Here is a 13,783-nt window from a genome sequence, read left to right on the forward strand (position 1 = left end):
CGAAGCCCTTTCTTTTAATCTATTCCTCTGAATTCCACATCAAATCGGAGAACCGAATTGGCTGGGATTTTCTCATTGCTTTCCTGATCTCTATACGCATACGGAGATGGAATAATCAATACAGCTTTGGCTCCTGGTCTCAACCTTCTGAAGCCAATATTCCAGCCCTGAATCACAGAACTGACATCTAGGGTAAATTGGAATACTGTATAATTCCTTCCCTCCACATAGATATCATTTTCTATGGCAACGCTCTCATAGGATGTATCAAATACAGATCCATCAGAGATCAAAGAGCCAGTGTAATCAGTATAAACTACCGTGCCGTAAGTTGGCCTAGTACCTTCTCCTTCCTCCTGTACAATCACCACAATCCCACTAGGATCATGAATTCTATACAAAGAATCGATTTCAGCCACTGCCAAATAATCGGCAATTTTCACGCTGTCCTTTTCCAAATTTCCAGCAATATCATAGGTTGGCCCAACATTGTAAGGATTGTTTGGTTCACATGCAGCAAATAATACTGCAGCTACAAAAAAGAAAAAGAGGTATTTAGCGGTATTAATCATTATTGGTTTCCTTCTTTCCGGTCTACAAATTCAATTTCAAAGATTACTGGAGTATTTGAGGGAATTCCTCCACTTGGATTTCCAGCAGTACCATATGCATATGCAGAAGGCATTATTATAGTCGCCTTGTCTCCTACTTCCATCAAAGAAACTCCCAATTCAAATCCAGGAATCAAAGAGCCATACCCTTGGAGAAATTTGATAGGACCATAAGCTCTACTTTCACTGTAGATGTCATTTTCTTTGGCGACATCCTCATAAGAAGTATCAAAGACCTTATCAGTCAAGAATTTTCCAATGTAGTTTGTGCTAACTGTATCACCTACTGCTGCAGTAATTCCAGAACCGGAAACTTCTTGCCATATCACATGAAAGCCTACGTTTTCATCTGTATATTCTTTAACCCCATCAATTGGATTTTCTGCTAAGTATGCATCAATCGCTTCTATATCTCGAAGCAAGATGGATTGATAAGTAGAGTCCTCATCGATACACGCAAATAGCGATACAGATGCAAATAGGACTAAGAATAAAGATGATAATCTGGATTTCATGTTGGTTTAGTATTTAAGTTTTATTTCTGAACGTCTGTGACTTCCACATCAAAGACCAAGATAGAATTAGGACCGATCAATCCTCCAGCTCCATTCTCACCATAACCTAGCGGAGAAGGAATCAAGAATTTAGCTTTAGATCCTTTTTTCAAAAGCAATAGGCCTTCATCCCATCCAGGGATTACTTGTCCCATTCCTACATTTACTGGAAGTGGTTCGTAATCTCTTTGAGGATTAAATCTGTCATTGTCTTTGGCAATCTGCTCATAGGAAGTATCGAAAAGAGTTCCATCGATCAAGTAACCAGCATAGTTTACATACATGGTAGTACCTGGAGTTACCTCATCACCTGAACCTGGAGTTTCGATTACATAGTAAAGACCATTTTCAGTCTTCTGAACATCCAATCCATTAGCGGAAGCATACTCTTCAATTTTCTTTCCGTCCTCTACAAGCAAAGTTTTAGCTCTTTCGGCTCTTTTAGCATTCTCAGCCTCTTCCGCTTTGGAGAAATAATCCATCAAGGCCTCTTGAGTCATGATATCGATTGCTCCGATTCTGATTTTCAATTGATCCTCAGCATTCAAGAAAGGAGGGAAGTTTGGTCCGAAAATCACTTGAGCAGTAGACTCGAAATTGATAGAGTCACCTTTTCTCAATCCCAAGAAGATTTCATCCATTCCATTGTTAACAGGAATAGAATCATTTGCCATAACATACCCTGGCACCGGCTGAGTAGAAGTAGTATAAATCACAGAGTCGTCAGCATTGACGATATCCAAATGGTATAGCAAAAACTCTCCATTGGCAGGCTTCTGAGAACCCTCTTTGATATATGTGTACTCGATACCGTCCTTTTCAGTGACTTTGGTCTTGTTACAGGAAGACATGACACTTGCTCCAGAGAGCAATACAAGGGCTGCCAAAAGGCTTTTTTTATTTTTCATAAAGGTTAGGTGGTTTTACTTCTTATGTGAATGCTTGAAATCAATCTGCAGAAACTGCTTCTCCCACAAACAATTCGTCTTGATGCTCCTCTACCAACGACTCAAATCGTTCGATCGTATCTTTCAAAGTTTGCTCGGATTTACCGCCAGCGGCATTCTTGTGTCCACCTCCGTTGAAGTAGGACGCAGCGAATTTATTAACCGCTACTTCGCTTGAGGATCTAAATGAAATTTTTATTCCATCTTCACGCTCAGAGAAGAGTGCAGCCAGTTTGATTCCGTCCAAAGATAGTGCATAATTGACCAATCCTTCGGTATCTCCTGTGCGGCTTTGATATTTTTTAAGATCTTTTTTGCTGATCGCAAAATAGGCGGTGTGCAGGTCTTCCAAGACTACCAATCTACGGCTGATTGCAAAGCCGATAAACTTCAATCTGTTTACCGAATTAGAATCATAAATCCAGTTGGCGATCTGTGAAGGGTTAGCTCCTAGTTCGATCAGTTCAGCGACTACCAAGTGTACATTTTTAGTAGTATTAGGATGTCTGAATCCTCCGGTATCGGTCATGATACCAGCATAAAGGCACTCTGCAATATCCTTGTCGATCAAATCCTTGTCGCCTAGCTTGACGATCAATTCATAGATCAACTCACAGGTAGCAGCGGCTTCAGTACTCCAATAGCGGAAGTCAGCAAAATCCTCTGGATCTTGGTGGTGATCAATATTAACGATATAGGCATCCGACTTGCGGATCATTTCACCCAATTCATTGACCCTGCTCAGACCGGAAAAGTCCAAACAGAAAATCACATCTGCCTCATTCAATGCAGCGGTTGCTTTTTTCTGTTGATCTTCTCTGCTAAAGTCTAATACAGAATCATTTCCTTCCATCCAGTTCAAGAATGAAGGATAATCGGTAGGAGTTACCACTGTCACCTCATGGCCTTTTTTGATCAGATAATTTGCAAGTCCAAGTGAGGACCCCAAAGCATCTGCATCAGGCTTTACATGGGTAGTGATAAATATTTTTTTGGGTGAAGAGAGTTCTTTTTTAAATGTGGCTATTGCTTCCATTCTTAATTTTCAACGGCTCAATGGCTCTAGTAGTCCGCAAAGGTCAGGATTTTTTTTACAATTCCCAACTTGTGCATTTCCTTGAAAATGAATGAAATAGCTTATTTATCCAAGAAACTTAGTTGATAAGTCCCAAAGAAATCCATTAGCGGTTTATAAATGGGACCTGTTAAAAGTCCAGTGATAGGATGTAAGTAACCATTTTCTCAGCATCATTTTGGCTCAAGCTAGGATGTGCTCTCATCACTGGTGTACCCCAGGTACCCGATCCTCCACTGATCACCTTTCTGGCTAAAAATTCTACATAGGTTTGATTCGATGGATACCTTCGTGCGATATCTGAAAATGAGGGCCCAGTAGCATCCTGATCCAGTTTATGGCATTCGAAGCAATCTGAATAAGAGATCAAAACCTTCCCTGATTTGACTCTCAAAGAATCTAAGAGCTCATCTTCACCGGGCACAATGAAAAATTCATCTTTGGACGCCTTTACTTCTTCCAGTCCATCTGCCTCCTTTTTGGAAGATTGACATGAAAAAAGAATTCCCAAGCCAATCAAAAAAGTGATCGTGTATCTCAATCCCATCCTAGTTTCCTTGCCTCAATTATTTAAAAAAGAATGAATGATTTTGACTTTTCTCAAAGCTTTATAGTAGATGGTTGGCCAATGACTTCCAGTTGGAACACATCCTTTCTGGCGTAATGACCTACCACATCAAAGTCCAATTTACTTTTTGCCAAATCAGAAAAATCCAGATCCGCCACCAAAAGCCCTTCTTCATTCCAAAGTGGTCCTGCCAAAACTTCTCCCAAAGGTGAAATAATCACACTTCCTCCGGCACACATGATTTCTGGTTCAGCTTCCAAATCAGCTTGATACTTTTCAGGATAATCGGACTTTCTCACAAATTGATTGCAAGCCAATACGAAGCACCTTCCTTCCAAAGCTATGTGCTGCATAGTGCTTTGCCAGGATTCTCTTGAATCAGCTGTTGGAGCCAAATAGATTTCCACTCCTTTTTGATACATGGCCATTCTAGCAAGCGGCATGTAATTCTCCCAGCAAATCAGGCCTCCAATCTTTCCTATTTTAGTATCAAAGCTAACTAATGTACTTCCATCACTTTCTGCCCAGATATATCTCTCCAAGCCAGTTGGCTTCAACTTGCGATGCTTTCCAATCAATTCGCCATTTTCATCGAAATAAAGTAATGTGCAATACAAGGACCCTCCAATCGACTCCTTCTCTGTCACACCCAAAGCAACCATTAGACTGGCTTTGCGAATAGCATCTCCGATTTTCTCAATAAAAGGAGAAGAAGTCTCAATACTGTTTTCCCAATAGTCCAACCATTGCTCGCGGCTTTTATCGGATCTTTTCCCTACCACCGCATCAAAATCAATCCCTCTTGGATAGCAAGGAATAAATGACTCTGGAAAAAGAAGCAACTCGCAGCCTTCTCTTGCCCCTTTTTCTATCCAAGAGATAATGGTCTCCACTGTTTTTTCAATATCGAAAAGGGCTGGGGTAGCCTGAACAACCCCAACTTTAATTTTTTGCAGACTCATAATACTCTGATTTGGGAACAAGCTGAATATAATCAATGATCCTAATATTCAATTCTGGTCAATCATACATTTCCTCAATACTAAAAGAAAATAAATAGTCACCTTCCTCCATAGCTATTACAACCCCTATCTAGCTTTTTTCCAAGTATTATTCAGAATTTTTCTGAATTTACCATAGATAAACCCTGTATTAACCCTGAAGAAAGCTAAGAAAAACCTAAGCTTTGCTATGGATTCTATTTTGACAAACGCTGCTTAATATCTGATTTACCTTTGTCAAAAATTATTAAATCAATTTGAGTTCACAGGGAGGCTCGTGACGAATTCAGTTCTTTCCAACCACTGCTTCATAAGCTGAAAGCAAAGCCTCCTGAAGAATTTCTTTTTCTAGAAAACTTAACTCAAAAGTAGTCGCTCCTCTCTCACCCCATTTATTGGGTACAGGATAAATATGATCTGAATCCAGGGAACAGAACTCCTTTTGCTCTTCTGGACTGAGAAAAATATTGCAGGTATGATCTTTCTCCAGATAGGTAGCAAACATTCTTTTTCCAGTGACTTTGAAGCCAGTTCTATCAAAATGAGGCTTTTGGTCCGCACCTGGAAAAGAAAGTGCCATTTGAAAAAATGTGGCCTTTGAGATCATTTTAGCTTTGTATTTGAATTCATCAAATTAGAAGAAAGAGTCCTTAAAATCTTAAATATCAAACTGAAAATGAATGAAATACTGGTTAATTCTCGATAATTTCTCGGAATAGAGCAGGCTTTCCTCTATTTTTGCGCCCGAATTTAAATCAGTGTAAACTCAATTAACATGGCAGGAAAAAGAACATTCACCATGATCAAGCCTGATGCTTTTGAAGCGGGCAACTCTGGAGCAATCCTAAAAATGATCGAAGAAGCAGGCTTCAAAATCGTAGCGATGAAAGCTACTCAATTGACTCCTGAATTGGCAGGAAAATTCTACGAAGTACACAAAGAGAGACCTTTCTACAAAGATCTTTGCGCATACATGTCTTCTGGACCTATCATCGCTGCTATCCTAGAGAAAGACAATGCAGTTGAAGATTTCAGAACTTTGATCGGTGCTACCAACCCTGAAAATGCAGCTGAAGGTACTATCCGTAAAATCTTCGCTAAGTCTATCGAAGCAAATGCTGTTCACGGATCTGATTCTGACGAAAACGCAGCTATCGAAGGTAACTTCTACTTCTCTCAAGCTGAGAGAGTAAGATAATCCCCCTCAAATAGATAATAAGAAAGCACCTCGATTGAGGTGCTTTTTTTGTTTCCAATCTAATTTTTCTACGTATTTATTTTTCTACGTAATTCCTCAAACTATCCAAAACAGGACAAAAGGCCATAAAAGTCAATATATCTAATAAATATCAGTAGTTAAAAATATCTAGATAATATTTTGAATTAAGTATTTTTACTTATATTTTTGATTCAAAATTACTTAGATATGAAAAAGGTAATCGTAGTCGGAAATGGAATGGTAGGCTATAAGTTTTGTGAAAAACTTGCTGCCCACCCTCAAAGAGATCAATTTGAAATCACTGTTTTTGGTGAAGAGCCCAGACCGGCATATGACCGAGTTCATCTGAGCGAATATTTTTCTTTAAAGTCCTCTGATCCACTTTTATTGGCGCCTAGGGCCTGGTATGAAGAGAACCGAATCGAACTTCGGACCTCCGAACTGGTCTCAGAAATAGACACTTCTATCAAAAGAATTGTGACTCATAAAAACAATTCCTTCCAATACGATTATTTGATTCTCGCAACCGGGTCATCTCCCTTTGTACCTCCTTTAGAAGGTGTCTCCAAAACTGGGGTATTCATCTATAGAACGATAGAAGACTTAGAGGCAATTGAAGAATATGCGAAAAAACTTCAATCTCAGGGGAAATATAAAGCAGCAATCTTAGGCGGAGGTCTTTTGGGATTGGAAGCTGCAAATGCTACCAAAGAATTGGGAATGGAGACCAGTGTCATAGAATTTGCACCTAGATTGATGCCGAGGCAATTGGATCAGCAGGCTAGTGACCTTTTGATTAAAAAGATCGAAAGCTTGGGAATCCATGTCTATTTGGGTAAAAATTCAAAAGAGATAATCGGTAGCCCAGAAATCACTGGAATTGATTTCCATGATGGAAGCTCTCTGGATGTGGACATGCTGGTTATTTCTGCAGGTATCAGACCAAGAGATGAATTGGCTATCAAAGCGGGCTTACTTACAGGAACCCGAGGAGGTATTGAGGTAAATAGAAAAATGGAAACATCCGATCCTTCCATTTTCGCGATTGGAGAAGTGGCCTTATATAATAATGGCATCTACGGACTTGTCGCTCCAGGTTATGAAATGGCAGGAGTTGCAGTAGATCAAATTACCGGTGGGGAGAAATTGATGAGCCCTACTATCGATATGTCTACCAAATTAAAGTTGGTGGGCACAGAAGTAGCATCTTTTGGAGATCCATTTTTGGAAAATGAAAATGCAATTGCCATTCGCTATGAAAACAAACAAAAAGGAATTTATAAAAGAATTAATATCTCCCCTGATGGTAGCAAATTGCTTGGAGGAATTCTAGTTGGCGACGCTTCAGATTACAATAACCTTTTCCAACTCTACATCAACGAAATCAAACTTCCCGAAGATGCAGAGGATCTGATTCTTGGAGCAAGAGGAGGAGATGGGAAAAGTTCTTTTGGTTCTGCTTTGGATCTCCCAGATTCCGCTCAGATCTGCTCCTGTGAGTCAGTTTCCAAAGGGGATATCTGCGGCAGCCTTACTTCAGGAACTTGCTCTTCTTTGAAAGATGTGATTGGTCTTACCAAAGCATCCAGCTGTTGCGGAGGATGCAAACCTATGGTGACAGAATTGGTCAATGAGACCCTGAAATCCATGGGGCAAGAGGTCAAGGAGACAATTTGTGAGCACTTCGAATACAGCAGACAGGAACTCTACGACTTGGTCAAAATCCACCGTATCCCAACTTACAATGATGCTTTGGATCAATTGGGAAAAGGACACGGTTGTGAAATCTGTAAACCAGTGATGGCATCTATTTTCGCCAGCATATTTATGGAAACAGCCAACCGTCAGGTGGGAATTCAAGACTCAAACGACCGCTTTTTAGCAAATATTCAAAGAAATGGCACCTATTCAGTAGTACCTAGAGTACCAGGGGGAGAAATCACTCCAGAGAAATTGGTAGTCCTTGGACAGGTAGCTAAAAAATACGATTTGTATACCAAAATCACGGGAGGTCAAAGAATTGACCTATTTGGAGCTCAACTTCACGAACTTCCTCTGATTTGGAAAGAATTAATCGAAGCCGGATTCGAAAGTGGTCATGCCTATGGCAAATCCCTTCGGACTGTCAAAAGTTGTGTAGGATCTACATGGTGCAGATACGGCATGCATGACAGCGTCAGCTTTGCAATTCAAATCGAGGAGCGCTACAAAGGCCTTCGCTCCCCACATAAATTAAAAGGTGGAGTCTCTGGTTGTATCCGTGAATGCGCAGAAGCCAGAGGAAAAGATTTCGGGATTATCGCTGTCGAAGGGGGTTGGAATCTCTATGTCTGTGGAAATGGCGGCGCCAATCCGAAGCATGCTGTTCTGCTTGCCTCCCAATTGGATGATGAAACCTGCATCAAATACCTTGATAGATTCTTGATGTTTTACATCAGAACTGCAGCACCATTGATGAGAACAGCTCCTTGGTTGGACAAATTGGACGGAGGACTGGACTATTTGAAAAAAGTAGTAGTAGAGGACAGCTTGGGAATAGCAGAAGAGTTAGAAAATGAGATGGAAGAACTGGTAAACAAATTTACCTGTGAGTGGAAAGAAGCTATCGAAAGCCCTGAAATGATGAAACGCTTCAAGCATTTTATCAATACAGATGACTCCAATGAAGAGCTTGTCTTTGTACCAATGAGAGAACAAAAAATGCCTAAACCATGGTAACAATGGAAGAGTATTTCAACACCTATCAATCCGTAGATCCTCAAAATGTGCTTCACTGGGTAAGAGTAGGAGAAGTCAGTGATTTCCCAGAAAATGCCGGCGGATGTATCAAGTATAAGTCCAAGCAAGTTGCCGTATTTCATTTTGAAAGAACCAATACCTGGTATGCTTGTCAAAATCTTTGCCCCCACAAACTTGAAATGGTTTTGTCAAGAGGTATGACTGGAGATGCAGCAGGAATTCCAAAAGTCTCTTGCCCTCTTCACAAAAAATCATTTTCTCTAGAAGATGGGACCAATTTAAATGGCGAGGAATACCGCATAGCGACTTATCCAGTCAAAATAGACAACGGAAATGTATATATTGGATTTGCCGACTAAGCCTAAATCCAATGAATTTATTCGAAGAAGCAATTTCTAAAATCGACCAGATCAATGCAGAAGATCCCAATCAGGAATTTGCAGATGAAAAAAGCTTTCCAAAGGAATTGCTTTACTCTCTGAGAATGAGTGAAAAACTGGACTCCTTTAGCCCAGAAGCTCCTGACCACCTAAAAATTGCAGCAAGAGCTCAGCATATTGGAAGGTGGAGGATTCCAAGATCCGATTATCCAATGGATCGTGTGGGATATTTGAAATGGAGAGAGGAACTCAAGAAAATGCATGCAACTCTTACTTCGGATATTCTAAAAGATGTGGGATATCAAGATGATTTCATTGGAAAAGTAAGTCACCTGATCAGGAAAAGACAACTCAAAACAGACGAAGAAACCCAAGCCTTGGAAGATGTCATCTGCCTCGTATTTTTGGAATACTATTTTGATGATTTTGCCAGCAAACATGAGAAAGATAAAATCATCGATATCCTTCAGAAAACTTGGGCAAAAATGTCCGAAAAGGGCAAAGATGCAGCTCTGAATCTAAAATTAAGTCCTCAAAGCACCCAACTCATCCAAGAGGCATTATCCAATTGAAATGTCCCAAAAAAGCAAATCTTTCGATCAAGACACCTTCAATAGGCTCCGGCGCCTTTACTTGATTGCCTTAGGAGCAATTGCTCTCTCAGTTTTGGCCAGTCAGCTTTTTATTCGAAGCTACTTGAGCAATCAGGAGAACGACAGTAGGCTAATCAATATGGCCGGAAGGCAAAGAATGCTCAGTCAAAAACTCTCCAAAGAAGCCATTCTTTTAGCCTATACCGAAATACCCTCTGAAAGAAACGCCATTCTTGATAGCATTCAAATCACGCAAAAAGAATGGAATGAAGCACACCAAATCCTCAAGTTTGGTGATGAAAACACAGGGATTGAAGCTGAAAAAAGTGAAGAATTGAATTCGATGTTCGATTCGATCCAAACTTCCTTTGACCAGGTCAATGGATCTATTGATTCGATTAAACGTTTGGCTGAATCTCCTACTTCAGACAGCAGCAATTTCAAGGCTGAAATTAAAAACCTTTTAACCGGGACTTCAGATTTTCTACCTCAGATGGAAAGGATAGTAAATCAATATGACCAAGAAGCAAAAGAGAAAGTCTCACAGTTAAAAAAACTTGAGATCACCATTACCATGATCACCATTCTCATTCTTCTTGGAGAGTTTTTGGTCATATTTTGGCCTTCAGCCAAAGCTATCAAAGGTAGCATCAAGGAGCTGATGGAAGCTGAAAAAAAGGCCGTGAAAATGGCAAAAGATGCGGATGCCCTTTCACAGTCTAAGGAGAAGTCGGTTAGGGAATTACGCGCATTGAGTCAGGCAATGGACCAGATTCTATTGTTTGCCAGAATCACTCCAGATGGTTACGTGAGTCATTTAGGAGATCAATTTTCCAAGCTTCTCAAAGTCAAAAAATTCAATCTGAACGCAAAGTTTTCAGAGATCATTTCAATCAATGAGAATGAAAGACTCACAATGGATCAGATCATTTCTGAAAACAAAAAATCTGGATGGCAGGGCGAGGTCAAGGCATCCAATCAAAATGGAAAGGAAATCTGGTTGGATTTCACCATGCTCCCTTTTCATTCTGGTGAAGATAAATCTGAATTGATCATCGTATGCCTTGATATTACCAAGCGAAAGGAAATCCTTCATGAGGTAGAGCGCCTAACCAAGGAAAGCTATGAAGAAAGAATCCACCAGCAGAAGATCATCAGCAGAAAAATCATTGAAAACCAGGAAAATGAGCAAAACAGAATTGCCAAAGATATCCACGATGGAATTGGCCAAATGCTTACAGGCTTGAAATATTTGTTGGAAAGCGTTGATTTAAGTGATATTGAAAAGGCTCAGGAAAAAATCGAGAAACTCAAATTATTTACTTCCAATATCATCAAAGGAGTCAGAACAGCAACTTTTAATCTTACACCTCCTGAGCTCACAGATTATGGATTGGTGCCCGCCCTGACGGAACTTACCCAGGAACTGTCCAAGTTGACGGACAAAAATATTGTCCTTTTCAACAAAACAGATTTTAACCAAAGACTGGACAATCTTACAGAAATCAATTTGTATCGAATTACCCAGGAAGCCATCAACAATGCTATCAAGTACGCTGAATCCAGCCACATCATAGTAACAATTTCTCATAGCGAAAGCATATTGAGCATTATCGTGGATGATAATGGAAAAGGATTCGATAAAAAAACTCTCAAACCAAAACCTGATAAAGATGGAGGGATGGGACTGACATTTATGCAGGAGAGAATCAACTATATCAACGGAAGACTCTTTATCAATTCCGCACCAAACCAAGGAACAAGGGTAACTTTAAATGTTCCAATTGCCTAATTCACTAGTCTTTTTTACGTAAATTTCTTTATTTTACTACGTAATTAACCTTAGTAGAAATGAACCCAACTAGACTTGTTCTTGCCGACGACCACGAATTGGTAAGAGATGGCATCAAATCCTTATTGGAAAATGAAACTGACTTCAAAGTCATCGATGAAGCTTCAGATGGAGAAGAGGCGCTTGAAGTCATTGCCAAAAACAAGCCTGATTTGCTGATAGTAGACATCAGAATGCCAAAAATGAATGGAATCGAAGTAGTAAAAACCCTTACTTCCAAATATCCTGAGGTAAGAAAATTGGTACTTTCCATGCATGATTCTGAAGAATACGTAGTCCAGTCCATAGAAGCGGGAGCGGATGGTTATTTGCTCAAAGGCTCTTCAAAAGCTGAATTTCTGAAGGCTTTGAGAACCATTGCCGAAGGAGGTAAGTATTTTACTGGAGAAGTTTCAGCATATATAATCAACAATTTTGTAGGCGGTCAGCCAAAGCCTCGAACCCAAACTACTCCATCTGCACCAGAAATTTCCAACCTTACCAATAGAGAAAAGCAGATTCTAGACTTGATCCTTCAGGGACATGGAAACAATGAAATAGCTGATGCATTGGAAATCAGTAGGAGAACTGCCGAGGTTCATAGATTCAATCTGATGAAAAAATTAAATGTCAAAAACCTCACTGAGCTCACCAATAAGGCCAAAGACTTACAATTAATATAAGTATTAAATAAGTACTTAGAAGCCCCAAAAATACCATTTGGGGCTTTTTTATGATTTTACTAAAAAAATATTACGTATATATCTACGTATATAAGTATTTTTACTTACTTTTATTTTAAATAAATGTAAGTACTATGAAAAATCACACTAACTCCAAGGCAACTAGCCTGAATCTTAGAGATATCACAAGTGTACCTATCAGGACATTTTGGATTACCTCCTTTGCGTTTTTTATATGCTTCTTCGCCTGGTTTGGGATTGTCCCCTTTATGCCAGATGTAGTAAGAGATCTAGGTTTGACACCAGCCCAAAAATGGAATGCTACAGTTTTGGCTGTTGCTGGGACCGTATTTGCGAGATTATTGATTGGAAAACTATGCGATAAGTATGGACCAAGGCTTTGCTACACTTGGCTACTTATATTGGGATCCATCCCGGTTATTTTCAGTGGGCTCGCCCAGACTCCATTCCAATTCTATATAAGTAGACTACTTACTGGATTTATTGGGGCTTCATTTGTTATTACACAGGTCCATACCTCCCTTATGTTTGCTTCCAATGTAGTTGGTACAGCCAATGCAACTTCCGCAGGATGGGGTAACCTTGGAGGTGGAGCCAATAGACTAGGCATGCCTATCATTGCAGCTGCAGTTATCGCATTTGGAGTTGCTGAAGGAGAAGCTTGGAGATATGCAATGGTGATTGCAGGTATCGTTTGTTTCTTGACTGGCTTGGTTTATTACTTTTTCACACAAGATACTCCAGAGGGGAATTTCAAGGACTTAGAAGAAAAAGGAGTCAAAGTCTCCAAAAGAAAAAGAGATACAGTTGGCTTCATGGACTCGATCAAAGATTATCGTGTATGGGTTTTGTTTATCGTCTATGCAGCATGTTTCGGTATTGAATTGACTGTCTATGGAACCATGGATGATTACCTTCAAAATACATTTCAGCTTGAAAGGCTTACTGCAGGCAATATCGTCCTATCCTTTGCTTTGATGAACATTTTTGCCAGAACGCTCGGCGGCTATTTTGGAGATAAATTTGGTAAGCTCAATGGATTGAAAGGCAGAGTTTGGTTTCTAGCCGTCATCTTAGTCGCTGAAGGAATCATGCTAAGTGTATTCTCTTTAGCCACCAGTTTGGTTTTAGGAATAGTTCTTTTGGTTGCCTTTAGTTTGACTGTTCAAATGGCTGAAGGAGCTACTTTTTCGGTGGTCCCTTTTATCAATAGAAAAGCCATCGGTTCAATCTCAGGCATCGTCGGTGCTGGAGGGAATTTTGGAGCATTTATCGCGGCACTTTTCCTTTCTTCAAAATCTGCAGTAGCAGAGAAGGCAGCCATTATAGCAACAGAATCTTTGGGTGCTGACGCGATCGCCGCAGCCCAATCTGCAGCAGCTTCCTCAGCAGTTGCAAGTGGATTTTTAACAATTGGGCTAATCATCGTCATTGTAGGTGGAATTACACTTTTGATCAGGTTCAGTTTGGAGGATGAAAAAGAAGCGATGACAGAAATCAAAAACCTGCAACCAGAATTGGTTCCGATCAAAAACTAGCATCAACAAATTCAAAATAGCTC

14 protein-coding genes are annotated in these 13,783 nt (G+C 40.0%); 7 read left to right on the plus strand and 7 right to left on the minus strand.

Annotated features, from left to right (window positions below; all coding sequences use genetic code 11):
- Nucleotides 1–14: 14 nt before the first annotated feature.
- The 7 genes from BUF13_RS07935 to BUF13_RS07965 form a co-directional block, all read right to left on the minus strand.
- On the minus strand, nucleotides 15–572 hold the full coding sequence (locus tag BUF13_RS07935; RefSeq protein ID WP_073571243.1) for an FKBP-type peptidyl-prolyl cis-trans isomerase: 558 nt from the start codon (nucleotides 570–572) through the stop codon (nucleotides 15–17).
- A complete protein-coding gene (locus BUF13_RS07940) occupies nucleotides 572–1,126 on the minus strand; it encodes an FKBP-type peptidyl-prolyl cis-trans isomerase (RefSeq protein ID WP_073571244.1) in 555 nt (184 codons plus the stop codon). Before BUF13_RS07940 ends, BUF13_RS07935 begins: the two co-directional genes overlap by 1 nt.
- A gap of 20 nt (nucleotides 1,127–1,146) precedes the next feature.
- Nucleotides 1,147–2,073, minus strand: coding sequence for an FKBP-type peptidyl-prolyl cis-trans isomerase (locus BUF13_RS07945; RefSeq protein WP_073571245.1), 927 nt, complete (start codon nucleotides 2,071–2,073; stop codon nucleotides 1,147–1,149).
- Between the two features lie 40 nt (nucleotides 2,074–2,113).
- Nucleotides 2,114–3,148, minus strand: a complete 1,035-nt coding sequence (locus tag BUF13_RS07950) for a DHH family phosphoesterase (RefSeq protein ID WP_073571246.1) — start codon at nucleotides 3,146–3,148, stop codon at nucleotides 2,114–2,116.
- Between the two features lie 169 nt (nucleotides 3,149–3,317).
- Nucleotides 3,318–3,734, minus strand: a complete 417-nt coding sequence (locus BUF13_RS07955; protein WP_073571247.1) for a c-type cytochrome — start codon at nucleotides 3,732–3,734, stop codon at nucleotides 3,318–3,320.
- 53 nt (nucleotides 3,735–3,787) lie between these two features.
- The gene (locus tag BUF13_RS07960; RefSeq protein ID WP_073571248.1) at nucleotides 3,788–4,717 is read right to left on the minus strand and encodes a carbon-nitrogen hydrolase family protein; all 930 of its coding nucleotides are present in this window, start codon (nucleotides 4,715–4,717) and stop codon (nucleotides 3,788–3,790) included.
- A 325-nt stretch (nucleotides 4,718–5,042) separates the two neighbouring features.
- Complete coding sequence (locus BUF13_RS07965) at nucleotides 5,043–5,363, minus strand: MmcQ/YjbR family DNA-binding protein (RefSeq protein ID WP_073571249.1); 321 nt, start codon at nucleotides 5,361–5,363, stop codon at nucleotides 5,043–5,045.
- 168 nt (nucleotides 5,364–5,531) lie between these two features.
- Here BUF13_RS07965 and BUF13_RS07970 point away from each other — a divergent pair, with 168 nt between their 5' ends.
- The 7 genes from BUF13_RS07970 (at nucleotide 5,532) to BUF13_RS08000 (ending at nucleotide 13,760) form a co-directional block, all read left to right on the plus strand.
- Nucleotides 5,532–5,954, plus strand: a complete 423-nt coding sequence (locus BUF13_RS07970) for a nucleoside-diphosphate kinase (RefSeq protein ID WP_073571250.1) — start codon at nucleotides 5,532–5,534, stop codon at nucleotides 5,952–5,954.
- Between the two features lie 228 nt (nucleotides 5,955–6,182).
- Complete coding sequence (gene nirB, locus BUF13_RS07975; protein WP_073571251.1) at nucleotides 6,183–8,693, plus strand: nitrite reductase large subunit NirB; 2,511 nt, start codon at nucleotides 6,183–6,185, stop codon at nucleotides 8,691–8,693.
- A 2-nt stretch (nucleotides 8,694–8,695) separates the two neighbouring features.
- Nucleotides 8,696–9,073: a nitrite reductase small subunit NirD gene (gene nirD, locus BUF13_RS07980; RefSeq protein WP_073571713.1), complete on the plus strand. Its 378-nt coding sequence runs from the start codon at nucleotides 8,696–8,698 to the stop codon at nucleotides 9,071–9,073.
- 11 nt (nucleotides 9,074–9,084) lie between these two features.
- Complete coding sequence (locus BUF13_RS07985) at nucleotides 9,085–9,666, plus strand: DUF4202 domain-containing protein (protein ID WP_073571252.1); 582 nt, start codon at nucleotides 9,085–9,087, stop codon at nucleotides 9,664–9,666.
- Nucleotide 9,667: 1 nt separating this feature from the next.
- A complete protein-coding gene (locus BUF13_RS07990; RefSeq protein ID WP_073571253.1) occupies nucleotides 9,668–11,479 on the plus strand; it encodes a sensor histidine kinase in 1,812 nt (603 codons plus the stop codon).
- A gap of 59 nt (nucleotides 11,480–11,538) precedes the next feature.
- A complete protein-coding gene (locus BUF13_RS07995) occupies nucleotides 11,539–12,201 on the plus strand; it encodes a response regulator (RefSeq protein ID WP_073571254.1) in 663 nt (220 codons plus the stop codon).
- A gap of 134 nt (nucleotides 12,202–12,335) precedes the next feature.
- The gene (locus tag BUF13_RS08000) at nucleotides 12,336–13,760 is read left to right on the plus strand and encodes an MFS transporter (RefSeq protein WP_073571255.1); all 1,425 of its coding nucleotides are present in this window, start codon (nucleotides 12,336–12,338) and stop codon (nucleotides 13,758–13,760) included.
- The last annotated feature ends 23 nt before the right edge of the window (nucleotides 13,761–13,783 follow it).

The sequence above is a fragment of the Algoriphagus zhangzhouensis genome (assembly GCF_900148515.1).
Taxonomy (GTDB): domain Bacteria; phylum Bacteroidota; class Bacteroidia; order Cytophagales; family Cyclobacteriaceae; genus Algoriphagus; species Algoriphagus zhangzhouensis.